Here is a 24,739-nt window from a genome sequence, read left to right on the forward strand (position 1 = left end):
CCGCGAACCGGCCTCCGATACCTCACCGGATAACACCGCGTCGCAGCGGTTACACCGGGCTCCCGGGTTTACTGAAACCGAACGGGTGATCTTTTACTGTCAACCACTCGCGCCACTGCTGCCGCCAGACCATACCCATCTTCCAGGATGCCTGTGCAAAGTCAGTCAGCGGGTAAAACGTGACATCCGGATGCCCCGGATCACCGGCTTCGCCGGGCAGGAGAGCGACACCTGCACCGGCCGCCACCAGGGCAATCAGTGTCCGGATATCACTGCTGTAGTGCACCGCCTGCGGGGTAACATGATTAGCATCCAGAAATGCCGTTATCTGGTGATACAGCCCCGCGCCCCGGTTTTCATGCAATGTCAGCAGCGGATTGCGGGTGATCAGTGACAATTCCTGACCGGGCTGCACTACAGTTCCGGCCGGTACCGCGAGAGATAATGTTTCCTGCTTAAAGGCTACAGCTTCCGGGCAGTGAACCGTATTTTCCGGCAGCGGCAGGCGCATAAAGGCGATATCCAGTTCACCGGAAAGTAATTTTTCAGTCATCACCTGAGAGGGGAAATCATCCAGAGACACCTGCACATCCGGCAGCGTTCTTTGCAGCCGGCTGACAAATTCAGCCGCTTCTTTAAATGCCGAAATACCGAACCCGACATTCAGCCGCGCCGGTAACTGACGGCTCAGTCGCGCCGCATGATGCATAAACTCCCGGCTCTGTGTCACCAGCGCCGTGGCTGCCGGTAATAATTCAGCGCCCTCCGCCGTCAGTTGAGCACCGTGTCGTCCGCGCACAAACAGTGTCAGCCCGAGCCTGTTCTCCAGCAGTTTTATCTGTTTGGTCAGTGCGGGCTGGGTAATGCAAAGGACGGATGCCGCCTCATGATAATGTCCGCAACCGGCCAGAGTCACAAATGCCCGCAGTAAACGCAGATCCATGCTGATTATCCTGTCTGAGATGCCGGTCATGAGCATAACCTGACCGGCATCACCGGGCAATCATCCTTTCGGCCGGGGTTCCGCCGGAGCGACCACCACAGCGTCTTCCGCAAACCGGACTGTCCGCGCATCCCGTTCATAACCCTGATGCTGTGTCAGGATCTGATACAGCTCCGGACGGCGGCCGGTTATCCAGCGCCGCCCGGTGGACAGCGGCAGCAGTGTCAGGTCGAGATCAGCCACCACCATGTCATCCTCAACAGCCTGACTTTCCGCCACAACCCGCCCGTAAGGATCAATCACCATGGCATTACCGGTGCGGACTTCATCATCATCCTGTCCCACGCCGTTACTGAACAGATAAAATACCCCGTTATCATGCGCCCTTGCCGGCAGCCAGCGCATCAGCCAGCCGCGTCCGTGCTCTCCCTGAAAAGCCGCACGTAACGCTTCCGGATGTTTATCCCGTTCTTTCCACAGTGTCAGCGGAACCGGTTTCATTCCGTACGGACTGCGTGAACAGGTGCCGCCGGTCTGGTGCGGAGCCAGAATGATATCAGCCCCCATCAGTGCGCAGGCACGCGGATTTTCCACCAGGTTGTTGTCCCAGCAGATAAGAATGGCCGCTTTCACACCCCACGGTGTATCAAATACGGTGTATTGATTACCGCTGCGGATAACCGGATGCTCAAAGGCATGCAGTTTGCGGTGCGCATGATAAGTGCCATCCGGCATACAGGCCACATAGGTGTTATAGCAATGGCCGTCACCGCCGTCTTCAATCAGCCCCGCCCCGATAATCATACCGGTTTCCCGGGCGCGGGCGCAGAGATGCCGCAGTGACGGGCTGTCCGCCAGCGGCTCGCTGAGTGCGCGGACATCCTCATCCGGCAGTTTTGTCACATGCCAGTAGCCGGTGATGCACATTTCCGGCAGCACAAGAATCTGCACCTGCTCCGTGCGGGCGCGCTCAATAAACTTATCAATACAGGCAAGATTGTATTCTTTGTCGCCGGGGCGGTGCTGAAACTGCACAGTGGCGACCCGCAGTGCGGAAGGTGTGTTAACAGGCATTATCATGTCCTCATCAGATTGAACTCTCTGCCCCTATCACATCACAGCACAGAGAGTCCGTATAATGAGTTATCTGATTCGTCCGATAACCAACAGGAATGGAAAGTGAGGATTTATTCAGCCGTGCGGCGTTTCTGCTCCGCAATCCGCTCCATCATCTCCGTCTGGCGTTCTGCCAGACCACGGATTTGTTCCTCATAGCATGCGGTAAAGTCGGCAGGCAGCCGGGTAATTTCACCTTCCGCCACCTCGACCGGAGTGCCGGATTTATCCAGCCCCCAGATAATATTGCCGTCACCGACCACTTTCATCAGTGGCAGTACACCGGTAACTTCGTAATCAGCCAGCCGCTCACAGGCCGCCGTGACGGATGCCCACTCCGGCAGATCGGGGGTATCGAATCCGAGCAATACCACGCCGCGCCAGAACGTCCATGCCGGTCCCACAGAATAGAGTTCCGCTTCCGGCCAGAACTCTTCCCGGGCCATCACGCACAGACCGTTGGTACGCTGACAGAATGCAGAGTAATACGCCGGTACCGGCACGCCGGTCAGTGCCTCTGCTGCTGCGACAGCCTGCGGCTCCGGTGCGGGGGCGGCGACCACCTGAAAATAGTCGCTGTTGAGATCTTCCAGAATTTCCCATATACGCTGATGAAACTGTTCTGCTGTCATTGTCCTTCTCCCTGCTGATGGCGGATAACGCAGGCATACACACGCTGGTGTCCGCTGTCATCCTGTTCAATATACGCCCCCTGTAATTCCGGCGCGAAGCCCGGAAAGCGGTCGGCGGTCTCTTCCAGCGCGAGGAAATAGCGCTGAACCGGGGCTTCCCAGACTTCCCCCGGCACCACACACAAGACACCCGGCGGATACGGCAGAGCCCCTTCCGCCGCGATACGTCCGGCTATCTCTGACACCGCCACCCGTTCTGTATTGCCGCGGACAAATTCAGTATGTGCCGCTTTCGGCGACATCCGTACCGCCGGGAAACAGCGGCGGCGGAACATCTCTTTCTGGCGCTGTTTAACATTATGTTTCACAAACAGATCGTGCATTTCCTGACACAGCTGCCGCAGTGTATATCCCGCATAACGCGACGGATACGTGCGGCACAGTGACGGCAGGACGCTTTCCAGCGCCGCGTCGCTGTCCAGCAACTGCTCAAACCGGGCTATCTGCCGGATCAGCCGCTGCATTTTTTCCGGCGTTTCTGCCGGGGTCAGCAAAAACAGGATGGAATTCAGGTCACATTTTTCCGCGACAATCTGATTTTCGCGCAGGTAATACGCCAGAATCGTCGCCGGAACGCCGAAATCCTCATACTCTCCGCTGCTGACATCCACCCCGGGAGTGGTCAGTAATAATTTGCAGGGATCGACAAAATACTGATCGTCCGCATAACCCTCAAAACCGTGCCAGCGCTCGCCCGGCACAAAATTGAAAAAACGCCGGTCTGCAGCGATAACACCGGTTTCCGCCTCTTCCCACGGACGGCCGTCCACAGTATCGGGGATGAAGGGACGGATATGCTGACACGTCCGCAGCAACAGTTTACGGGCTTCAATCCCCGTTCTGACACACTCCGCCCACAGACGCCGTCCGGGTTCGCCCTCATGCATTTTCGCATTCACATCCAGTGCGGCAAACAGCGGATAAAACGGGCTGGTGGAGGCATGCATCATAAAGGCATTATTCATCTGCCGGAAAGAGACATAACGCGCCTGTCCTTTGATATGTTTATCTTTTTTATGGATCTGAGACGCCTGGGAGAACCCGGCCATCTGTTTGTGAACAGATTGCGTTACCAGAATGCCGGGGTCGTTTTCATTCAGTTCCAGCAGCATCGGTGAACACATCTGCATCACCGGGATAAACTGCTCATAGCCGACCCACGCGGAATCAAACAAAATGTAATCACACAGCGGGCCGATGCTGTCCACCACCTGACGGGCGTTATACACCGTGCCGTCATACGTCCCCAGTTGGATCACCGCCAGCCGGAACGGGCGCTTATCTCCCGCTTTTTCCGGTGCGGCTTTTGCCGCCAGTGCCCGCAGGTAATCCTCATCAAAACAGTGAGCATCAATGCCGCCGATAAAACCGAACGGGTTACGCGCCGCCTCCAGATAAACCGGTGTGGCACCGGCCTGGATCAGCGCGCCGTGGTGGTTGGATTTGTGATTATTACGATCGAATAACACCAGATCACCCGGTGTCAGCAAGGCATTCAGCACCACTTTGTTGGATGACGACGTGCCGTTGAGCACAAACCAGGTTTTGTCCGCATGAAAGACTTTCGCGGCATGCTGTTGCGCGGCCAGTGCTGCCCCTTCGTGGATCAGAAGGTCACCCAGCGCTGTATCTGCATTGCAGAGATCAGCCCGGAACAGTGCATCACCGAAGTAGTCGGTAAACTGCTGCCCGGCAGGATGACGGCGGAAAAATTCCCCGCCCTGATGGCCGGGACAGGCAAAGGAGATATTCTGCTGTGCGGTATAGTGTTTCATCCGCCCGAAAAACGGCGGTAACAGGCTCTCTTCACAGGACTGTGCCGCACGCAGAAGTGTGTCACCGACCGTACGGCTGTCATCGCGGCGGAGATCGATAACCCCGCTGATACCATCCGGCAGCGCCTCTGTTTCACCGCCGCTGAGCACCATAAAAACCGGCTGGCCGAAGCCCTGTTGCCGGATCCGCGCCAACTGGCCGTTGCCGGTATCTGCCGGTGCCACCAGACACACAGACACCGCCGTGAAATCACACTCACTGAGAGAAACCGTTTCAAACGGGAGATCCGGCATGTCGCTGAGCAGCTCACTGACCGCACATTTTTTCTTGTTCATGACAACCCTGCAAAGTCATCCCCGCTGACAACAGGTGTCAGCAGAGTACGGTACGGGAACCGGCAGGCAGACCGCCGGAAAAGCGGTCATCATAACATGCGGTGAGCCGGGCGCTACAACAGATTTTCCGGCATAATGTGATGGATAAGAAAGTGCTTAAATTGCTGATATTCTTCCGGATTAATAACCTGCGGATAACTCAGGATCACCAGCTCATGCGGCGGAAATTCCGGGCGGTAAGCCGGGTGATGATGAATATAGTCATTAACAGCAAAACCACAGTGCTGATAAAAACGCAGACGGCGTTGCGCCACCTCATCCGTCAGCGGATCAATCTCCAGAACAACCCGTTGTTTCTCCTGACAAAACAGTGACAACGCCCGTTGCCCGACTCCGCTGCCGCGCATCTGCGGCGCAATAGCAATGTGCTCAATATAAAACAGGGAACCCATCTGCCAGCAGCCGGTAAATCCGGCAAAGCGGTCATTATCCCTTATCTGATACAGATAATAGCCCGGCTGAGAAAACAGTTTTTCCCGCCCTGCCCGCGTGCGCTGTTCATGCAGCGGAAAAGCAGATTCATACAGCGGACGAATATCATCAAGTGCCGGATCAGCCGGTGAGGTAACCGGAAGTAATTGCAGCATAAAAAAGGTATCCAACCTGAAAAATGAGAATTACCTCACATTATCAGTAACGCCGGGTGACAGCAATCATCCCGGCAGCACCCGCAGAATCTTATGGAGTCACTTTCTGATTTGACCGGCTGTTTTCTGCATGCGGGAACCGGGTATCCGCCAGTTGAAAACGGAAATCATCGCGGTCAATCATGCCGGTGATACTGTCCGCGTCATACAGTTCAAGCGCAAACGCGGCCATTTCGTCACTGGTATGATAACGCCCGAAAGCCCGTTCATAATCATAAGAATCGGTATTATTCGCCACCTGACCAAATTCCGTCTGTGTGGCTGCCGGTGCCAGTACTTTTGCCCGCAATTTTGCCCCGTTGCGGATAAGCTCACGCGCCAGCCCTTCTGTATACGCACTGACAAAAAACTTCGTGGCGCAGTAAGTCACCGCAGAGGGAACAATCGTATAGCCGCCCGCCGAACTGATATTGATCAGCTGCGCACCTTCCGTATGCTGATAATCCTGTACATACAGCGCCGACAACACCATCAGGGCATTCACATTGAGGGCAAGCATCTTCTCCGCTTCCGCCACCGGCTGCTCTGCCACCGTACCGTAATAGCCGAAACCGGCATTATTAATCCACGCAATAATATTCAGTGAAGACAACGAGTGATACAGCGCCGCCGCATTGCCGGGCACGGACAAATCACACACGCGGATTTCAACCATGATGTCCGGGTTCTGCTGCATCAGCTCCGCCTTCAGTGTCAGTAATGCATCCTCACGCCGTGCCACCAGCACCACATTATTACCCCGGCGTGCGAAAGCAGCCGCGATTGCCCGCCCGATACCGGCGCTGGCACCGGTGATCACCACATAATTCTGATTGTTCATACAAACCTCCTTTGACATTAGTCCGCTGAGCGTAAAAGATAGAGTTCACTCGAGGTCAAGAGGTTTCTTGCATGCATTATTCCATCAGTGAGTTTTCTGCCTTAACCGGTTTCAGTATCCATACCCTGCGGTTTTATGAAAAAGAAGGCATTTTGATCCCGCAGCGCCGGGCAAATAATCACCGTTGTTATTCCGCCCGTGATGCGGAGTGGGTGACGTTTATCACCCGACTGAAAGAAACCGGCATGCCGCTGAAATCCATCAGACATTATGCGGATTTACGGGCTCAGGGAGAGGAAACGGCACAGGCGCGTATGGATTTACTGCTGGCACACAGCGGGGCATTACAACAGCAGATAGCGGTGCTGAATGATCATTTTCAGCACCTGGAACGAAAGATAGATTACTACCGCGATTTACTGGCCACGGCAGCAATCTGAGCCGCGTCAGTCCGCAGCACTGAGGCGGAATTTCTGTACGGAGTTCTGCAGCGCCTGTGTCTGTAATTCCAGCCCGGCGGCGGTTTCAGAGACATTGCTGACCAGCGAGGCATTCTGCTGGGTCACAGTGTCCATCTGGGTGATTGCAGTGCCGACCTGTAAGATCCCTTTGGTTTGCTCCTCTGACGCAATAGCAATTTCTTTCATGATCTCCGTGACTTCACCGGAGGCACGGACAATCTCCTCCATCGTTTCCCCGCCGCCGGCGACCAGTTTAATGCCCTGATCAACACGGGACACCGCATTGGCTATCAGCCGTTCAATCTCTTTGGCGGCATCCGCACTGTTGCTGGCCAGTGTCCGCACCTCACCGGCCACCACCATAAAGCCGCGTCCGTGGACACCGGCCCGCGCCGCTTCTATCGAGGCATTCAGCGCCAGAATGTTAGTCTGGAAAGCGATACTGTTAATCACATTGGTGATTTCAGCAATTTTGCGTGAACTCTCGGAAATTTCGTCCATTGTGCGGATAACCGCAGCGATCATCTCATGGCCCTGATGTGCCGTTGAGGACGTTACTTCCGCCAGTTCGCTGGCATGATGCGCATGATCCGCATTCAGTTTCACTGTCGCGGTGATCTCTTCCATACTCGCCGCTGTCTCTTCCAGCGCCGCCGCCTGCTGCTCGGTACGCGAGGAGAGATCCGTATTGCCGCGCGCAATCTCAGAAGCACTGTCGCGCAGGGTATCACTGCCTTCACGGATAGAACTGACCGCATCCCGCAGACTGTCCTGCATCTCACTGAGCAGCGGGAACAATTTACCGACACAGTTACGCCCGGCTGCGTCACTTTCCACCGGCTGGCTGAGGTCCCCCCCCGGCAATACGGCGGAAATGCTGACGGACATTGTTCAGCGGGCGCTGCATCATCTTCACCAGATAGCGGTCAGCAAAAATCAGGATCAGCAGACCAAACAGTGTGCCGCTGATAATCACAATCCGTGTGGTGGTCATCAGGCCGTCCACCAGGGTACGGGTCTGTTCGATCCGCGTCTCCGCCACCTGCGTAAATTCAAGGCTGGCAGCACCAAATTCTTTGCTCAGCTGCGGTGTGACATCATGGGACTGCTTACGGTAACCCGCCTGATCCCCCTGCTCCGCCAGCTGCATCTGAATTTTAACTCCCTCATCATAGAGTGTCTGCCAGCGGGCAATCACCTTTTCTGACATCTGCACATCCATCGGTCCCGGGGAAATCCGTTTCATCTCCGCCAGGTGCAGCCCCATATTCTCCATCGCTTCCGCAGACGGTTTTAAATCCGGTTCTTCCCCTTCCGCTTTTTTCTGCATTTCGCGGTTCAGCCGGGAAATAAACCGGAAATACTGGTCATTTCCCTGATTCAGTACCGTCAGCTGCCGGACTAGCTGACGATCGGTCGCATTGCCGTCAGACACTCTCGACAGTGACCAGTCACTGTAAAAACTGACACATCCGAGTGTCAGACACAAAATACCGAGTATCGACAGCATGACGAACCGGATGGATAAGTTTCGAAGTAACTGCATACAGTTTCCTTTAAGGGGCGATAAAATGATCTGGCAGGGCCATACGGATACTGTTATCGGCAGAAAATTCAAAAGTTATAATTTTTTGTGATTTTTTAAAATTTTGTTGTTTTTCAGGTTAATAGCTGCACGTTTTTCGGTGGATCAAGATATTTTTCTGTCTGTATGTCTCAAATTCACACAAAAACAGACAATTCCTGATAAAAAAAATACAAACTACTGCACACTACATACAGATATTTACACTCCTTGCGGATATAAAAGGTAAATTCATTTAATATTAAAAGGTTAACTTTTGTATCGCACGATAACTGAGCGATAACACTCTTTACCGGTAATAAAAAGAATGAACATAGACGGGCTTCGCGGAAGTATTATTCAGAGTCTGGTGTTGTGGATTGAGCAAAATCTGGAATCTGATTTATCACTGGATATCATTGCCGCACGGGCGGGTTATTCCAAATGGCATTTACAGCGCTTATTTAAAGAGCACACCGGTGTCGTGATCGGAAAATATATCCGTGCCCGACGCTTATCCTGTGCAGCAAAGGCATTGCGGATCACCCGCAGCAGTATTCTCGATATTTCGGTGAAATACCGCTTCGATTCACAGCAGACATTCTGCCGCGCCTTTAAATCCCAGTTTAATACCACCCCTTCCGCCTACCGCAAGAAAGCAGGCTGGGACAGTAACGGCTTCTGTTTTCCGTTACAGGCGGAAAACCTGATTCCGTTTCAGTCTGAACTGACCGAATTACCGGAAATGCTGTTAGCGGGCTCTCATCATTATCACCGGAAACATCTGTCTGACTGGCAGACTGAAAACCGGAAATTCCGGCGTGAATTTTGGGAGAAGTTTTTTAAGGAAGTGAATATTATTCCGGCGGATTTGTATGCCATACATGCCCCGTATGAATCAACCGCAGATGACATCAGTTATGCCTATACCACGGCGGTCATTCCGTCCGTATTATCAGCGGACAGCATCCGCCGCGCATCACTTTCTCCGGTGACCTTACCGGGCGGGCATTATCTCAGAATTACCATTGATCCGGCCATGCTGAAAAATCTGCCCGCTGATTACAACAATATTATTCATGCTGCCTATTCCGGCACGCTGGCAGAAATGAACCTGCTGCGCAGACGGGGCCCGGATATTGAACACTATAAACTGCTGCCCGCAGAGCGGCATGATGAGTTCATTGCCAACGGCTTACAGTATGTGGAAGAGATTAATTACTACATCCCGGTCATGCGATAACAACGCATTATGTACGGCTTGTGTGAAGACAGAAGCCGGCTGCGGCCCGGAAATACAGGCAAACTCCTGTCCACTCCGGCGGCACAGCTCACACCAGGGTGCATGAAAACGGATCACCGAAATCCCGTCACCGTGCTCAATACCGGCAAAATTGCTTTCTGTGTAGTCCGGTATCATAGGTTCTCTCCCTTCTCAGAATGAAAAATGACGGCATTCCGCCCCTCTGCTTTTATAGCGTAACCACCGAAAAATCTAAAGTCTTCCGGATAACCGCCGATAATAACCTGTAGCCCTCCGGCAATGCACATCACAACATAATGATTGATATGAGTTTTTTTCATACTGCAATACATTCTGTCTTTTTTATCGGATAAATTACTATTCGGCCTGTAATTACTCATAATATGTGTTAATTTGCATTTACGCTTTAAACTTGTGAACAGGCATATTGTGGTAATAATTTGTAATATTTCAGATGTTTTGTATTTAAACCGATATAACATCATGAAGTATAATGATTTTTATAATTTTACATTATGAAATATATGTTTTTATTGTGTATAATTTATGTTTAAAAAAACACAGAAATTTATAATTTTACCAATCACGACACATTTTTAGTGCAAATGATGACTTTGTTTTAAAAACAAAACAACAAATCATAACAAAATAACGATAAATTGTGTTTTTACATTATTTTATTTTTGATATAAACGCATTATTGATATTTTATCAAAAAAATGAATTATTGATTAAATTTTTTATTTATTTTTTATATTTTATAAATCAATAGATTAAAAACACATATATGTAAAAATAGTAGCTATGCATAGTAAATGAAGGTAATCTTCACTTACAAAAGAAATATAAATGTAATGGTAATTTTATTTACTTATTTATCAATAAATTACAAAATTAGTAGAAAATAAAAACATCTTTTTTTGAGAACCGTAAAAATTGTTAACATCTAAAAAAGATTACAACGATCAAAAAATCATTATTGATAGTTTTTATCAATCAATAATTGGCCTTTGATCGTTATAACTAACTTTACTTAGCCTGTGTAAGCGCTAATACTTAATCCCGAAATGCAACCACGCTTTTCCTGCCATATTTAATTATGACGGAATTCGGGTCTGTATTATCTGATTAGTTATTCAGAATACCTTGCATATTATTCCCATAAGAAACCCGGTAATTTTTGAGTACGACTCATGATGAATATAAATAAAATTGTTGGAGAACAAATCAGAGCACACAGAAAAGAACAGGGATTATCCGGTTCAGAATTAGGTGACAAATTAAAATTAAGTCAGCAGCAGGTTTCACGCTATGAGCGCGGGGAATGCAATATTCCGCTTGATATGCTGTTTACTATTTCACTTGTTCTGGAAGTGCCTTTTGTAAAGCTATTTGGTGATCTTAACAACAGCCGGGATTATATGTTTTAATTTTAGCATTTTACGTTTTTTCATTTCTGATACACACAACACTCAAATTGTATCTGAAGATTAACCTCTTCAGATGTAGTGGTTTACTATTCTGTTGAGATAGTAAAATTTGAAGATGGCGTTTATTTTTTAGGAATTCAGTATTATGAAATTAAATATTATTGGTGCATCTGTTGTATCCGCTTTATTATTCTCCGCTGCTGCATCAGCAGCAGATCCGGTAATCGTAAACGGCGGTACAGTTCATTTTACCGGGGAACTTGTTAACGCAGCATGTGCAGTCAGCACTGAAAGCAGCAACCAGACTGTGGAATTAGGTCAGTACCGTACTGCTAAATTAGCAGCTTCCGGTGACATGTCTACTCCGGTTCCGTTCAAAATCAAACTGGTTGACTGTGATCCGGCTGTGGCAACCACTGCTGCTGTTGCATTCTCAGGCCAGAGCATGACCGGCGACGCTACCTTATTAGCGGTTAACTCCGGGACTAACGCACCGGCTGCACAGAACGTCGGTATTCAGATCAGTGATACCGCATCTAAAGTATTATCTCCAAGCGGTGCTGATTTCTCAGCAACTAAAACCTTAATCCAAGGTACTAACGTATTAGATTTCACTGCCCGTTATGTTGCCAAAGGCGCAACTACCCCGGGTCAGGCAAATGCTGATGCAACTTTCGTTGTTAAATACGAATAATCAATTACCGAACGTAATTAATTAAATAAATAAAAACTCTCTCTGCACAGAATTATTTTTCTTAATTCTGACGACGGATTGTGCCTGTAACAGGGAGCGGAGAGAGTTTTATATATCACCTTCTGTATTATAAGCCACCCCGAAAAATGAAATACCATACTCTATGCGTTATTTCTGACAGAGAATATTAAGAGGTACTTTTGTGATTTCTGATTATTTTAAAAATAGTGCATTGATATTGTTTTTCACACTGATGTCAGGGTTTGCTTATTCAGCGTCAAATCAGAACTCAGGAATTGCACTGGGTGCAACCCGGGTCATTTATCCTCAGGATGCAAAACAAACATCACTGTCTGTGATTAACCACAGCCCGAAAGAACGTTTTCTGATCAACTCATGGGTTGATAACGACAATGGCAAAGAGAAAGATTTTGTTATCACGCCGCCATTATTTGTGATGGAGCCTGCCAGCGAAAATATTCTGCGGATTGTTAACCTGGCTCAGGATTTACCGAAAGACCGCGAGTCTGTTTTCTGGCTGAACGTAAAAGCGATTCCGTCCGTGGATAAAGAATCACTGGAAGGAAAAAACGTGCTCCAGCTGGCTATTTTGTCACGGATTAAATTGTTCGTCAGACCGGTAAATTTACCGATCCAGACAGAAGATGCGGCAGAAAAGATTACCATCACGCAGAAAAGCGGCACGATTACGATTGATAACCCGACGCCGTATTACACCACTTTCGTCAATATTATTTTAGACGGGCGTCCGCTTGAGAATGTCATGGTCGCGCCATTCAGTACCCATCAGATTGCCGGTAAAAACGGCCGTAAACTGACTTATCAGACAATTAATGATTACGGCGGACTGCGCAAACAGCGCGAAGTGAATCTGAATTAAGACATTCATTATTTTATTGTTGTCATGCAGGGAACAGGGTGAAATGAGTAACATCAAAAAGGTTTTCACACATACGCCGGTTTATTTTGCTGTGCTTGCCGCGGTAACGTGTTTTTTCCCTGCGGGAACCGCCGGTGCGAAACCTTCCTTTAACGCCGCGTTTTTAACCGATGACCTGTCTGACGCGGATGTCTCTGATTTATCCCGCTTTGAATCGGGCGGCTATCAGCCGCCCGGTACTTACCTGGTTGAACTGTCTGTTAATAATGACTTTGTTTCCTCCTCTGAAATCACCTTTACCGAACTGAAAAATAAAGAGGGTGAGCCTTATTTATTCCCCTGCTTCAGTGCGGAGACCATTATCGGTTTCGGGGTAAATATCGCCCGTCCGGAGGAATTAACAGAGCAGGATAAACAGTGCTTCCCGTTTACCGAAAAAATTCCCGGTTCAGAATATCACTTTGATTTTCAGAAACAGCGGCTGATGCTCAGTTTCCCTCAGGCCAGTCTTTCCGGGCAGGCCCGCGGCTATATTCCGCCGGACAGATGGGAATCCGGTATTCCGGCACTGTTTATGAACTATTTCGCGTCCGGGAATAACAACTCGGATAATACCAGCAGCTACTACGTGAACCTGAACTCGGGGTTTAACCTTGGTGCGTGGCAGTTCCGTCAGTCAAGCTCCTGGAATTACAACAAAAGTAAAAACACCAGTAACAGCCAGTGGCGCAGCCTGATGAACTATGTTCAGCGGCCGATTATTGCCCTGAAAAGCCAGCTGGTTATCGGTGACGGCAACTCGGACGGCAGTGTCTTTGATTCTGCCGGGTTCCGTGGTGTGCGGCTGTTTTCTGTCGATAATATGTATCCGGACAGCCAGCAGGGCTATGCCCCGACCGTGCGCGGTATGGCAAAAACGGATGCCAAAGTGGTTATCCGCCAGAACGGCTATGTGATTTATCAGGTCTATGTCCCGCCGGGCCCGTTTGTCATAAATGACTTAAACCCGGCCACCTCCAGTGGTGACTTACAGGTCACCGTCGAGGAGAAAGACGGCACTCAGCAGCAGTATATTGTTCCCTACTCCACACTACCGGTGCTCCAGCGTGAAGGCCGTGTGAAATATGATGTGATGGCCGGGGAATTCCGCAGCGGTAACAGCAACCAGGATAAACCGAAGTTTGTCCAGGCGACCCTGCTCGCCGGTCTGACACGGGATATCTCCGTGTATACCGGGACACAGCTGGCAGACAAATATAAATCTGTACTGGTGGGTGTCGGTCAGAATATCGGCCGCTTTGGTGCCTTCTCCTTCGATGTCACCCATGCAAACAGTGAACTGGCGGACGGCTCGAATCACAGCGGGCAGTCCTTCCGTTTCCTGTACGCGAAATCCCTGAACACCACCGGGACCACGTTCCAGTTATTGGGTTACCGCTATTCCACCAAGGGCTTCTATACCTTAAACGATGTCGCGTATAAGCAGATGTCCGGCTATGAATTTGCCCCGGACGGCGAGGATGGTGATGACGGCAAGCCGATCATTATTAATTATCACAACCTGCTTTATAACAAAAAAGGGCGCTTCCAGGTCAATATCTCGCAATCATTTGACCAGTACGGCTCGCTCTATATATCCGGTAACCAGCAGTCTTACTGGAACCGCAGCGGTAAAGATGAATGGTATCAGGCCGGGTATTCCAACAGCTGGAACGGGATAAATTATTCCGTTTCCCTGAGTACCACCAAAGCGCTGGAACTCAAAGAGCGCGATAACATGCTGTCGGTGAATGTGTCCGTACCGTTCTCCTCATTCTCGTCGCGTAATGCGCGCAGTAATGATGCCTTTAATAACGCGTATGCCACCTTCTCCGCCACCAATAACTCCGGCGGCCGCGAGGCTTACCGCGTTGGCGTGAACGGCACACTGCTGGAAGACAGAAACCTGAGCTATTCCGTCTCACAGGGGCATGTCAGCCAGCAGGGTTATAACGGCTCAGCGGGCCTGGATTATCAGGGCACTTACGGCGATTTCGGGATCAGCTATAACTACGACCCGGATCAGAATCAGCTGAACTACCGGGCCTCCGGCGCAGTGCTGCTGCATGAAAACGGATTGACATTCGGCCAGTCAATCAATGACACCACCGTGCTGGTCAAAGCACCGGGTGCCGCCGGTGTGGCGGTGGAAAACTACACCGGGGTGAAAACGGACTGGCGCGGTTACGCCATTATTCCTTATGCCTCGGCATACCGTAACAACCGTATTGCCCTGAATCCGGATTCATTTAATGACAATACGGAAATTAAAAATAATGTGCAGAACGTGGTACCGATCAGCGGGGCTGTTGCCCGCGCCACGTTTGATACCAGTATCGGGATCCGGGCGCTGCTCTCGCTGACCCACAACGGCAAACCGATCCGCTTCGGCAGTATGGTGCAGGAAACCGGCTCTCAGATCAGCAGTATTGCCGATGATGACGGACGTGTGTATTTAACCGGCCTGCCGCTGACCGGGAAATTACTGGTGCAGTGGGGGAATCAGCCGGGTGACCAGTGCACCGCGAATTATGATTTTACCCGTCAGGAAATCAAAGGGCCGTTACTGCGGACCGCGCTTGAATGTAAATAGAGAGTTAATGATGAAAAAGAGATACGCAATCCCGTTATTAATGGCATTTTTACCTCTTCCGGCGCTGGCTGTGGTATGCAGTAATGCGGCGGGCGGAACCAGTGAGGTCTTTTACGATCTGACCGACAGCTTTACCTCCGCCAATAACCAGGTGGGTCAGGTAAAAGTGTTAACCAAAAACTTCAGCGAACGGGTTGAGGGAATATGCCCTGTCCACTCCGGCAATAACCGGACAATGCGCAGCTATGTCGCCAATATGCCGGTGGTGGAAACGGAAGGATCCTATAAATACCTCCAGCTGAATGACTATCTGCGCGGGGCGATGAGTATTACCGACAGCTCTGCCGGTACATTTTACCCGCCGCAGGACTATGTTCTGATGGGCACACACCCGAACGTGACCAAGGGAAAACCGTTCGGCATTATGGACAGTAATTTTACCTTCCGCCTGAAAGTCACCCGCCGTTTCGTTGACCAGGTGGTGATCCCGAAAAAGACCTTATTTACCGTCTATGTCACGACGGCAAATACTGACCCGCTGAGCACGCCGGTTTATACCATCAGTTACAGCGGCATTATTAATGTACCGCAGCAATGCAAAGTCGGGGTTAATGATATTGTGGTGATTAACTTCGGTAAAATCGGTTCACAATTATTCAGCCAGGCCGGTGCCGGTAATAAGCCCGCTACGGTGAATAAAAAAACTCGAAAATATCGCGATTCAGTGTACCAACGTGGAAGCGAAAGCCTATCTGACATTGCGTATCGAAGCGGAAAAAGTTAACGGCAATATGATTGTCTCCGATAACCCGGATGTCGGTTTTATTGTCGGTGATCAGAACGGTAATGCATTAACGCCGAATAATATCGGCAGCGTTATTCCGTTCCAGCTCGACGGCGCAGGTTCGGCCCGGACAGCAATTACCGCCTGGCCTGTCAGTGTGACCGGCAATAAACCGAAAGAAGGTGTTTTCCAATCCCGCGGTTATTTACGCGTTGACTACGAATAACAGGCACGGCAATGAAGAAACACATTAAACAGGCTCTGCTCCCCCTGCTTTGCGGTAGTCTGCTGATCCATTCAGCCGCCGCTTATGAACTCGGCCGGGTCAATATTGAGTTGTCCGGTGAAATTGTCGCTTACAGTTGCGGGGTCGAAGTTTCCCAGGCAAATAAAAAAGTCGAACTGGGGCGCTGGGCACTGAAAAATTTCCGCGCCGCCGGTGATAAAACACAATCCATGCCGTTCAGTTTTCAGTTACAGAATTGTCCGCCCTCTTCTGCCGTCACCTTTGTCTTCAGCGGTAAGAAAGATAAGCAGGACAGCTCACTGCTGGCAATAAATGAGGGAGCAAGTGCTGCGGGCTCTGTGGCGGTGGAGATCCTCGACAGTCAGAAAAACCGGCTGCCGATGGAAACCAAAAGCCCGAAAATTGCCATGGATATTAACGGCAACGGGCAGGCACAATTTTATGCCAACTATATTGCCACCGGAAACCGCCCGACACCCGGCATCGCTGACGCGGATGCTACTTTTATGATTACCTACGACTAATCACGCTATATTTCATCCGGGGTATTTCCGTCTCTGCAAAATAACCGCAGAGACGGAAAACGGATTAAAAATGATACCGGATCCCGGCATACAGCAAATGTAATTTCACATCTGTATTGGTATAACCTGTCGCAGTATTAATCCCGTTGCAGGCAACAATTCTGTTTTCTGCCGACCCGGCATCGGTATAGGTATAACCGGTATCCAGCGAAATATTCTCATTAATATTCCACGAAATGCCCGCCCCCGCAGACCATGCCAGATTAGTGACATTTTTTGATGCCCCGGCACTGAGTGCCTGCCCGGCCACATTGGTATCCCAGGAAACATCATTACGGATAAATGCCGCACCCGCGCCTGCCATCAGATATGCGCTGATATCATTATTGACCGGAATATCATAATAGACATTCACCATCAGCGTACCGGCTTTTGTTTTCATATACAGCGAAGACTCTGACGGCAGCGGAAAGGTATTATTTTTCTGGTTATGCCAGTAACCGGAAACAGACGGTGAAAAAGACATCGTATCATCCTGCTTTCCGTAGTGCTGATAGGCAAGTTCAACACGGACAGGCTGATAAGTATCACCGGTAAACTGATATCCCACCGCTATCCCCGGTGAAAAAACAGTATCCGTTATATTTTTCAGATTTTCTTTTTCGATATTATATGACAGCGCACCTGCTGTCATACCGGATCCCTGTAACGAATTATCTGTTGTTTTTAATAACCCGGCACCGGCTTTAGCCGACATATAAAAACCCGGCTGTGACGCGGAAAATGCATGTGCGGAAGCCAGCGCCAGCAGGCAACCTGTCAGTAATTTATTCTTTATCATTATGTTGTTCCTGAAAAATTAATATTAAAGATATTCCAGCGTAAAGGTTGCCTGAGAATTAGCGGTTCCTGCCCCGACAGAATTAGCGGTGGCGACATATTGCGCATAAAATACCAGCGGAATATTCGTGGCGTCCGGCCTGAGCGGATATACAATCGTTTCTGTGTTGGGTTTTATAACATCCTTATTTCTGTCGAGAACAGAAATTCCGATATTTGTGGCCGTACTGCCGACATCCAGTCTAAATAAGGTATTATTGACAGGATCCACTGTACCTGAAAACTTCACTTTTACGCCCGAGGCCAGATGGCCGCAATCAATCAGCTCAATGAAAAACTGCTTCGGCGGCACACCCCGCGGTGTTTCCTGAAATTGTTTTACTGCCCAGGTTCCCAGGTCAACGGTCTGATTCATTGTCCCCGGTGTAATAGTGCAGGCATTAGAAACCAGATTAGCTTTCATAATTAAGTTAATACTGCCGATATCCGAAACAGCTGCCGGGCTGAATACCGCTGCCAGTATAAAAGCTAAAATACCTTTTATATTCCCTGTTCCGGAAAATTTACTGTTAATACTATTCATTACCGGTCTCCTCCGGAGAGTTACGGGAAATCAATCCGTAAGTAAGCCTGTGATGTTACCGGACCCTCATCAGGTCTGACGCCGGTCACGCTGGCCGGATAAACACGGATCCGTGCATTAGCCCGCGTATTTCCGTCGAGAGAAAAAGGAATAAAACTCGACAGACTATTGGGTGTCAGTTCTTTATCACTGCTGTCAGTAACAATAAACCCGACATCACTGTTATCGGAAATAACAATATTTCCCGCAACATTATTGGCCTGTAAACGCATATTCAGGTTTGTTCCTGATGCAATATTATCGCAGGTCACCGATAAGGTACTTTCCTTCGGATTAATATTCTGTGCTCTGGCACCTGCCGTTTTAAATGCGCCGGTTGATATATTCCCGAAATCCAAAATTACTGTTTGTCCGGCATTAATGGAGCATGTCTGCGGAACCGTAATATTCAGGGATAAATACACATTTTGTACCACCTGTGGAGAAGTACAATTATCCGGTTCACAAAAACCAAACTGCCCAATCAGGATATTTTTTGAATAGGTACCGCTGACAATTTTTCTGTCTATACGAAGCCGGCTCTGCCAGTCACGGGGGGTTATTGATAAATCATCCCCGGTCTGATGAACACGGGCCACGCAACCGGGACCATAAACTCTCTCATTAAACGGAACATAAATCGTTCCGGTATTACCGATACAGGGACTATCACGGGATAATGCCACTGAAATATAGTCATCCACCTTTTTAAACTGCCAGTTGGTTGCATGAGAGGGCGGTGCCGGAATCGGATCACCATTAAATTTCGCCCATTGCATAAGATAACCATTGTGCGTTGCTTTCATTCCTAATCCCGGTGTGGTAATCGCATTACTGTTTATCTGAGCACCGGTATCATTGTCATTTGATGCCAGATTTTGCTCTATCTTAAGATAGACATCATTACATCCGGAAGTACAGGTTACCGCATAGCTGTTTGCACAAACCAGAAGTAAACCTGATAATATAATATTACGCATAATTAAAACTCACTTTACCTGATTCGTGTTATAAACAGCGGGCACTGATATTACTGATCGGGGTATTATTTCCGGCCGTTAAATGATATTCAGCCGTGCATTGTGAATCTGCACTATTTCCCCAGGCAATATTCAGTTTTCCTTTTTCCGGCAGACCTGTCATAAATGCGACACCATCGTCACCGACAATATTTGCTTTACCGGTATGCTCATCGGTAACTATTGCCCCGAACGGCACCACTTTTCCGTTTTTCTGTAACAGTGTCACCATGGCTTTCAGACCGATACGGGATTTAAAATTCGCCTTAACAATAGCGCCCTGTACCGGAACCACATAATCCACGGCATTATCCAGTTCGGCATTATCCGGTAATGTGGTGACATCCAGTGCAACCCGGTTATTCCGGTAAGCGGTAGCATTCGGAATAACGGCATAACCGCGCCAGTCGGTGAAAACACCGGTTGCATTTTCAACAGAGGTATCTTTAACACCCGGTGCTTCAACCAATATATTGGTCTGGCCGAGCGGCTGACTTAATGTAATACCATTCTGATGTGCCAGAACACCGCCGCGGACCGTATAAGTCACCTGCTGCCAGTTTCTGCCGTAGTTATAACCGGCACCAGCCTCGCCGTATCCGCCCTGATAATTAACCGATGCACTGCCGGATGCCCCTTCACCTTTATTGGCATATCCCTGCTGAACATTATAATTAAGGTTATTATCCTCAAGTAACGTTCCTGATATCCCGAGCTGCTGAGAGACTTTATTCTTATCATCCCTTGTCAGCGTATACGTGGAATAAATGTTATTCCGGGATCCGGTAATATCCGCAGCATCCCCGCCACCGAACCAGCGACTCAGCGGCACCGAAATATTAAGGGCAATCCGCTTATCTTTATCTGCCAGTCCGACCGATTTATTTTGTGACCAGTTCACGCCATAGGTGATATCTTCCCAGTTGCCGTTAAAACCAAGCTGAAATGACTGATCACTTTCACTGGTTCCCCAGTAAGTCTGATGACTGCCGGTAATATATACAGAGCCGTAACCATCAAACTGCTGGCTGATATTGATCTGATACTGTCCCTTTTTGGTATAATAAAGGTTATGATAATCAATAATTTCTGCGTCTTTAAACTCAGGGCCATCCTGGGTTTTGATATTATAGCCGCTCATCTGTTTATAACTGGTTTCGCTTAATGTGTAATACCCTTTGGTGGAATAACGGTATCCCATCAACTGAAAGTTTGTTCCCAGTTCGTTCAGTGATTTGGCATATAAAAACCGGACAGATTGCCCCTGTTTATGCTCACCATTGGGTAAGCGACTGTTGGCCTGTGTAATATCCGCTGAGATCGCCCCCCATACACCGAGGTTTTTCCCGGCACCGGCAGAAAATGCCCAGTAGTTATCCGATAACTGTGTTCCGCCATATACCGTCACACCTTCTGAAAAACCGTGGCTGATAGTTCCCTGCCAGAAATCCGGGCTATTTTGCATGGATGAACCGGAACGGTATTCCCCTGCGGTTACTTCATATTTTGTCCGGCCTTCACGCTGTAACATCGGTACCGCAGAATACGGAACCGTAAACTGTGTGATCGTGCCGTTATTTTCTTTAACCGTGACATCCAAATTACCGCTGCTGGACGTTGCATACAGATCTTTAATTTCAAATGCGCCGGGGGAAACATAAGACTGATAAATAACATAGCCGTTCTGACGGATAGTGACCTGAGCATTGCTGTTGGCAACGCCTCTGACAGTCGGCGCAAAGCCGCGCATGCTGTCCGGCAGCATATTATCGTCAGAGGCCAGTTTTACCCCTCTGAATCCCACACTGTCGAAAATGTCATTTTCCGTAAAACTGTCACCAATGGTCAGCTGACTTTTCAGCGGAATAATCGCTTTCTGCACATAGGTGCGGATATTATTCCACTGGCTGTTATCTGTACGCCGGTCAGATGTGTAATTCCAGGTACTGGTATTTCTCAGCTGCCACGCACCGAGATTAATACCGCTGTCCAGGTTTAAAAAATAGTTATTATATCGTTCATCATTTTTGGTGTTTTTACTGTGGCTGCCGGTAAAACTATAGTTCAGCAACAGGGCTTTGATTCCCTCCTGCCATTCTGATGGCGGGATATACCCTCTGATATTATTGATGAAAGCAGCCTGCGGAATATCCACACGCAGCTTTTGTTCTTCAAAATCAAAACGGGTCTGTGATTTATCGTAAGTTGAGCTAAAATCCACACAACTGTCATTCAGTAATACCGCGTTACTGGTATCAATATTGTATTTTTTAAACCAATCCGTGGTTAAGCAGGGTATTAATCCGCTATCATCTTTGCCCTCTTTTATTTCTCCGTCTTTTTCATTACTGACAAATAAAATATCCTGTGTTGCCACATACTCCCCGTTGAGAAAAACTTCAACACGGTATTCACCCGCAGCCTGCCCCAGCCCCTTATCAAACCGGCTCAAATCGGCAACTTCATTACCATTATCTGACAAAAATGCAGGGTTAAAGAATTCATCTGCATAGCCGTTCTTAATAATGACCATATTGCCGGTTATCATTGCACATGAAAGCATTAACATTATCTTGTTAAATTTAAAGCATGGCAATCCTTTCAGCAGAGTTAATTTCTGCATAAAATGCGCTCCGTATAAAATAAGATAACAGTAGTTAATATGAATTAACGTTAATTACTGGTGTATTGGCACCATAGTCATTGATTGTCTGATATGATATTCCGCCGGCAGCAGGTTGTGCTGTATTAATTATTTTTTCAGCGAATGGCGCGACCATAAAACTCTCAATTTTCTGATTGCCAATCATCATATTAACAACGGTCAGGTAATACGGTGACGGGTTAGTCACATTTATTCCGCCGCTGATTCTGTTGAACTTCAGCATTTTATAAGCGTCACCCGCTTTTACCGGTAAGCCTGCCGGGCGGACAAACATTTTGATCCTGGCCAGAACGGCAATTTGCAGGACGTTTTTATCCGCAACCTGTTCACGATCAACGGACGGTATCGCTTTACTGTTCAGCCAGAATAAACTCTCTCTGTCTTTGGGTAAATCAGCACCTGTATTAATGATTTTTATCGTATTCTCACTCTTTGGTTTACTGACAAACAAAGGGGAGTCACAGTGAATACTTTCGTTTTTTTTATCTGAAGCATCATCTATCCAGGACTGAATCAGAAAGCGATTTTTTTCATCTGTATTCGTTACCGACAGAGACACCTGTTTTGCCTCCATCGGATAAATAATACGGGTTGCACCCAGTGCAATTCCGCCTGCTGATGCCACTGCCGGAAAAAGGAATACGATGATAAAAGAAAATAGTATTTTTCTCATATAAAATGCTGACCTGTACATTATTTAAATCCCCGCAGAGAGTATTTAATTATTATTTATATGTTAAATGAAACCATACTGATGCATTGGCTTTTCCGCCGGTTACCTGCATATCCGTTGCTCTGTATCTGGCATTAAAATGTAATACATTTTCACCTTCGTGAAAGTTGATCCATTTTGAGGGTATATTGTCAGGAATAATAATATCACCATCACTATCCAGAATAGCTATTCCCACACCCTTTGCGGCTTCATCACTGTCTTCAAGTTTAATTATTTGCGGATCTTTTTCATTAATATAACCAAAGACAGAAAGCCCCACTTTACTGCTTACCGCAGTACTGCAATTGGTTATCTCCAGCTTAAACGGAATATTACCTGAATAACTGCCGGTTCCCTTAAACTGATTTGTTCTGAATTCCCCCATATCAATAACATCATTTTCGCTGTTTGTTGAAAGGGTACACCCGGCTTCCACCAGCCCACCTCTTAAATGCACCATACCCCCGTCAATAATGGTATGCGTTTTATTTCCGGCATAAGCACCGGCAGAAATACCGCACAATAAAAATACCGTGCTGATTAATTTATGCATTTTTTACTCCAATCGGCAAACAGTGACCCGGTCACCCGGGCCACTGATAACGCGCTAACGGGTTCAGCAATAAAAGGCGACTTTATTGATACTGCATTGTAAAAGTGGCATCCGCGTCCGCGCCGCCCGGTGTTACCGTGGCTTGAGTTGAAATATAATTTGCGGAAAAATTCAGAACGTTGACGCCATCCACTAAGTTTTGTGCGGTTGAAAAAACAGAACCATCCGGTTTCACCACTTTCCCCAGGTGATCAGCAATCTGAATACCGACACCTTTCGCCGCACCGGCTGAACCGCCGCCGATATTACTGGTCTGCAATGCAGTCGGGTCATCTGCGGAAGATAATCCGGAGAATGAAACAGATGCTTTGGTGGATACGCTGGTATCACAGTCTTCTAATTTAATAGAAAACGGCACATCACCGGATTTTTTCCCTTTGGCATCAAAGAATGCAGTGCGGTACTGCCCCATATTGACCGTCTGATCAGTAGAGTCAGCACTGACAGCACACGCAGCATTCACAATTCGTCCGGTAAAGTGAACAGTACCACCGGTAACGGTTGCTGCCATGCTTAACTGACTTGCGGATAATACAGCGAGAGCAACCACAGACATAACTAAACGTTGTTTATTCAACATACGCTTTAATCCTCATTGTTAATTTTATTTGATGTTAAAATATTATTATTTGCGACAGACAGGTGAGTTTTTCCTGTAAAAAACCCATTTACTCCATGTTTTTTAATATTATCAGCTTCCCTCCTTTATTCTTAATTTCTGATATTGACTCATATTTAAATCAGAATAGAACAGTCCCAGTTCTTTAAAGATTCTGACAACCTCTTCAGATGTCATTCCTAATGAGGAAAAAAAACGGAAAAGGATAACGATATTGAAATTAGTTAATCCGTTCTCATAGCGTGATATTTGCTGCTGACTGATATTCAGCATTCCTGATAATTCCTGACCACTTATGCCCAGTTCTTTTCTTCTCAGACGTAACAAGGCTCCCAAATACTTATTGGCGTCATATTCGACAAAAAATCGCACAGTGTCTAGTGATTGCATAAATATACCTTATGCTTTTACAGAATATAAATTTTATAAATACTAATTGTAGTAAATGCTGTGATGCTCTTAATTTATTTACTTGCGACTAATAATACTGAGATTCAAACACGTTAATCCAATCGTTATTTACGCCTTTAATGTTCACCAATGATAGGTTTTACCTATTGATTTGTATTAATCCAATTACTGATAATTATACAAAATCAATAAAAATAAAGTTATTACTTATATATCATATAGTTAAAAAATAAGAGCTGTCATCAAAGTGAAACATTTTGTTACATATGTTAATTCCGTAAAATTTACCTATGTCAGATTTTACATCTTAAAAACAAGCGATTAATAACGAATTACTTCAATTTA

General features: G+C 47.8%; 22 protein-coding genes and 2 pseudogenes. 8 read left to right on the forward strand and 16 right to left on the reverse strand.

Features of this window, described 5'->3' with window-relative positions; translation table 11 throughout:
* Window positions 1–49 precede the first annotated feature (49 nt).
* The 6 genes from JL661_RS11880 to JL661_RS11905 all read right to left on the reverse strand — a co-directional run bounded on the left by JL661_RS11880 (window position 50) and on the right by JL661_RS11905 (window position 6,389).
* Complete coding sequence (locus JL661_RS11880; RefSeq protein ID WP_062772634.1) at window positions 50–943, reverse strand: LysR family transcriptional regulator; 894 nt, start codon at window positions 941–943, stop codon at window positions 50–52.
* A 60-nt stretch (window positions 944–1,003) separates the two neighbouring features.
* Complete coding sequence (locus JL661_RS11885; protein ID WP_062772412.1) at window positions 1,004–2,017, reverse strand: nitrilase family protein; 1,014 nt, start codon at window positions 2,015–2,017, stop codon at window positions 1,004–1,006.
* 113 nt (window positions 2,018–2,130) lie between these two features.
* The gene (locus JL661_RS11890) at window positions 2,131–2,691 is read right to left on the reverse strand and encodes a hypothetical protein (RefSeq protein WP_062772409.1); all 561 of its coding nucleotides are present in this window, start codon (window positions 2,689–2,691) and stop codon (window positions 2,131–2,133) included.
* Entirely contained in the window at window positions 2,688–4,862 is a 2,175-nt protein-coding gene (gene speC / locus JL661_RS11895; protein ID WP_062772407.1) for an ornithine decarboxylase, read from the reverse strand. Before speC ends, JL661_RS11890 begins: the two co-directional genes overlap by 4 nt.
* Window positions 4,863–4,975: 113 nt before the next feature.
* Window positions 4,976–5,509: a GNAT family N-acetyltransferase gene (locus tag JL661_RS11900; RefSeq protein ID WP_062772404.1), complete on the reverse strand. Its 534-nt coding sequence runs from the start codon at window positions 5,507–5,509 to the stop codon at window positions 4,976–4,978.
* 91 nt (window positions 5,510–5,600) lie between these two features.
* Window positions 5,601–6,389 (reverse strand): SDR family NAD(P)-dependent oxidoreductase, encoded by a 789-nt coding sequence (locus tag JL661_RS11905; protein WP_062772400.1) that lies wholly within the window; start codon window positions 6,387–6,389, stop codon window positions 5,601–5,603.
* Between the two features lie 71 nt (window positions 6,390–6,460).
* On the opposite strand from JL661_RS11905, the gene JL661_RS11910 reads away from it, so the two are divergent.
* The gene (locus JL661_RS11910; RefSeq protein WP_004241842.1) at window positions 6,461–6,829 is read left to right on the forward strand and encodes a MerR family transcriptional regulator; all 369 of its coding nucleotides are present in this window, start codon (window positions 6,461–6,463) and stop codon (window positions 6,827–6,829) included.
* Between the two features lie 6 nt (window positions 6,830–6,835).
* Here JL661_RS11910 and JL661_RS11915 read toward each other — a convergent pair.
* Window positions 6,836–8,396: pseudogene (locus JL661_RS11915) on the reverse strand (methyl-accepting chemotaxis protein).
* Between the two features lie 346 nt (window positions 8,397–8,742).
* Here JL661_RS11915 and JL661_RS11920 point away from each other — a divergent pair.
* On the forward strand, window positions 8,743–9,657 hold the full coding sequence (locus JL661_RS11920; RefSeq protein WP_062772397.1) for an effector binding domain-containing protein: 915 nt from the start codon (window positions 8,743–8,745) through the stop codon (window positions 9,655–9,657).
* A 173-nt stretch (window positions 9,658–9,830) separates the two neighbouring features.
* On the opposite strand, the gene JL661_RS11925 is transcribed toward JL661_RS11920, so the two are convergent.
* Window positions 9,831–9,998: a hypothetical protein gene (locus JL661_RS11925; protein ID WP_004241836.1), complete on the reverse strand. Its 168-nt coding sequence runs from the start codon at window positions 9,996–9,998 to the stop codon at window positions 9,831–9,833.
* Between the two features lie 873 nt (window positions 9,999–10,871).
* On the opposite strand from JL661_RS11925, the gene JL661_RS11930 reads away from it, so the two are divergent.
* From JL661_RS11930 to sfmF, 6 genes and pseudogenes are all read left to right on the forward strand, one after another.
* Entirely contained in the window at window positions 10,872–11,108 is a 237-nt protein-coding gene (locus tag JL661_RS11930) for a helix-turn-helix domain-containing protein (protein ID WP_004241835.1), read from the forward strand.
* Window positions 11,109–11,253: 145 nt separating this feature from the next.
* Complete coding sequence (fimA, locus tag JL661_RS11935) at window positions 11,254–11,802, forward strand: type 1 fimbrial major subunit FimA (protein ID WP_032098450.1); 549 nt, start codon at window positions 11,254–11,256, stop codon at window positions 11,800–11,802.
* Between the two features lie 205 nt (window positions 11,803–12,007).
* The gene (locus JL661_RS11940) at window positions 12,008–12,703 is read left to right on the forward strand and encodes a fimbria/pilus periplasmic chaperone (protein ID WP_370531216.1); all 696 of its coding nucleotides are present in this window, start codon (window positions 12,008–12,010) and stop codon (window positions 12,701–12,703) included.
* Between the two features lie 43 nt (window positions 12,704–12,746).
* Window positions 12,747–15,335, forward strand: coding sequence for an outer membrane usher protein FimD (fimD, locus tag JL661_RS11945; protein WP_062772394.1), 2,589 nt, complete (start codon window positions 12,747–12,749; stop codon window positions 15,333–15,335).
* Window positions 15,336–15,342: 7 nt separating this feature from the next.
* Window positions 15,343–16,345, forward strand: a pseudogene (locus JL661_RS11950) (fimbrial protein).
* An 11-nt stretch (window positions 16,346–16,356) separates the two neighbouring features.
* Entirely contained in the window at window positions 16,357–16,890 is a 534-nt protein-coding gene (gene sfmF / locus JL661_RS11955) for a fimbria assembly protein (RefSeq protein ID WP_062772391.1), read from the forward strand.
* 64 nt (window positions 16,891–16,954) lie between these two features.
* Here the strand turns inward: sfmF and JL661_RS11960 are convergent, their stop codons facing one another.
* The 8 genes from JL661_RS11960 to JL661_RS11995 form a co-directional block, all read right to left on the reverse strand.
* A complete protein-coding gene (locus JL661_RS11960; protein WP_062772388.1) occupies window positions 16,955–17,731 on the reverse strand; it encodes an outer membrane protein in 777 nt (258 codons plus the stop codon).
* Between the two features lie 24 nt (window positions 17,732–17,755).
* Window positions 17,756–18,313 (reverse strand): fimbrial protein, encoded by a 558-nt coding sequence (locus JL661_RS11965; protein ID WP_062772385.1) that lies wholly within the window; start codon window positions 18,311–18,313, stop codon window positions 17,756–17,758.
* A gap of 20 nt (window positions 18,314–18,333) precedes the next feature.
* Window positions 18,334–19,332, reverse strand: a complete 999-nt coding sequence (locus JL661_RS11970; RefSeq protein ID WP_062772382.1) for a fimbrial protein — start codon at window positions 19,330–19,332, stop codon at window positions 18,334–18,336.
* 28 nt (window positions 19,333–19,360) lie between these two features.
* A complete protein-coding gene (locus JL661_RS11975) occupies window positions 19,361–21,934 on the reverse strand; it encodes a fimbrial biogenesis usher protein (protein WP_250148832.1) in 2,574 nt (857 codons plus the stop codon).
* A 94-nt stretch (window positions 21,935–22,028) separates the two neighbouring features.
* A complete protein-coding gene (locus JL661_RS11980; RefSeq protein ID WP_218480973.1) occupies window positions 22,029–22,709 on the reverse strand; it encodes a fimbria/pilus periplasmic chaperone in 681 nt (226 codons plus the stop codon).
* Window positions 22,710–22,761: 52 nt separating this feature from the next.
* Window positions 22,762–23,304, reverse strand: a complete 543-nt coding sequence (locus tag JL661_RS11985) for a fimbrial protein (RefSeq protein ID WP_062772377.1) — start codon at window positions 23,302–23,304, stop codon at window positions 22,762–22,764.
* Window positions 23,305–23,386: 82 nt separating this feature from the next.
* Complete coding sequence (gene fimA / locus JL661_RS11990; protein ID WP_062772374.1) at window positions 23,387–23,944, reverse strand: type 1 fimbrial major subunit FimA; 558 nt, start codon at window positions 23,942–23,944, stop codon at window positions 23,387–23,389.
* A 111-nt stretch (window positions 23,945–24,055) separates the two neighbouring features.
* Window positions 24,056–24,373 (reverse strand): helix-turn-helix domain-containing protein, encoded by a 318-nt coding sequence (locus JL661_RS11995; protein ID WP_032098453.1) that lies wholly within the window; start codon window positions 24,371–24,373, stop codon window positions 24,056–24,058.
* Window positions 24,374–24,739: the final 366 nt, after the last annotated feature.

Origin of the sequence: Morganella morganii (genome assembly GCF_019243775.1) — a bacterium.
Classification (GTDB): domain Bacteria; phylum Pseudomonadota; class Gammaproteobacteria; order Enterobacterales; family Enterobacteriaceae; genus Morganella; species Morganella morganii.

Coding starts and splice junctions, on each gene's coding strand:
- JL661_RS11880 (WP_062772634.1), bottom strand. CDS start 943: ATGGATCTGCGTTTACTGCGGGCATTTGTGACTCTGGCCGGTTGCGGA.
- JL661_RS11885 (WP_062772412.1), bottom strand. CDS start 2,017: ATGCCTGTTAACACACCTTCCGCACTGCGGGTCGCCACTGTGCAGTTT.
- JL661_RS11890 (WP_062772409.1), bottom strand. CDS start 2,691: ATGACAGCAGAACAGTTTCATCAGCGTATATGGGAAATTCTGGAAGAT.
- speC (WP_062772407.1), bottom strand. CDS start 4,862: ATGAACAAGAAAAAATGTGCGGTCAGTGAGCTGCTCAGCGACATGCCG.
- JL661_RS11900 (WP_062772404.1), bottom strand. CDS start 5,509: ATGCTGCAATTACTTCCGGTTACCTCACCGGCTGATCCGGCACTTGAT.
- JL661_RS11905 (WP_062772400.1), bottom strand. CDS start 6,389: ATGAACAATCAGAATTATGTGGTGATCACCGGTGCCAGCGCCGGTATC.
- JL661_RS11910 (WP_004241842.1), top strand. CDS start 6,461: ATGCATTATTCCATCAGTGAGTTTTCTGCCTTAACCGGTTTCAGTATC.
- JL661_RS11920 (WP_062772397.1), top strand. CDS start 8,743: ATGAACATAGACGGGCTTCGCGGAAGTATTATTCAGAGTCTGGTGTTG.
- JL661_RS11925 (WP_004241836.1), bottom strand. CDS start 9,998: ATGAAAAAAACTCATATCAATCATTATGTTGTGATGTGCATTGCCGGA.
- JL661_RS11930 (WP_004241835.1), top strand. CDS start 10,872: ATGATGAATATAAATAAAATTGTTGGAGAACAAATCAGAGCACACAGA.
- fimA (WP_032098450.1), top strand. CDS start 11,254: ATGAAATTAAATATTATTGGTGCATCTGTTGTATCCGCTTTATTATTC.
- fimD (WP_062772394.1), top strand. CDS start 12,747: ATGAGTAACATCAAAAAGGTTTTCACACATACGCCGGTTTATTTTGCT.
- sfmF (WP_062772391.1), top strand. CDS start 16,357: ATGAAGAAACACATTAAACAGGCTCTGCTCCCCCTGCTTTGCGGTAGT.
- JL661_RS11960 (WP_062772388.1), bottom strand. CDS start 17,731: ATGATAAAGAATAAATTACTGACAGGTTGCCTGCTGGCGCTGGCTTCC.
- JL661_RS11965 (WP_062772385.1), bottom strand. CDS start 18,313: ATGAATAGTATTAACAGTAAATTTTCCGGAACAGGGAATATAAAAGGT.
- JL661_RS11970 (WP_062772382.1), bottom strand. CDS start 19,332: ATGCGTAATATTATATTATCAGGTTTACTTCTGGTTTGTGCAAACAGC.
- JL661_RS11975 (WP_250148832.1), bottom strand. CDS start 21,934: ATGCTTTCATGTGCAATGATAACCGGCAATATGGTCATTATTAAGAAC.
- JL661_RS11980 (WP_218480973.1), bottom strand. CDS start 22,709: ATGAGAAAAATACTATTTTCTTTTATCATCGTATTCCTTTTTCCGGCA.
- JL661_RS11985 (WP_062772377.1), bottom strand. CDS start 23,304: ATGCATAAATTAATCAGCACGGTATTTTTATTGTGCGGTATTTCTGCC.
- fimA (WP_062772374.1), bottom strand. CDS start 23,944: ATGTTGAATAAACAACGTTTAGTTATGTCTGTGGTTGCTCTCGCTGTA.
- JL661_RS11995 (WP_032098453.1), bottom strand. CDS start 24,373: ATGCAATCACTAGACACTGTGCGATTTTTTGTCGAATATGACGCCAAT.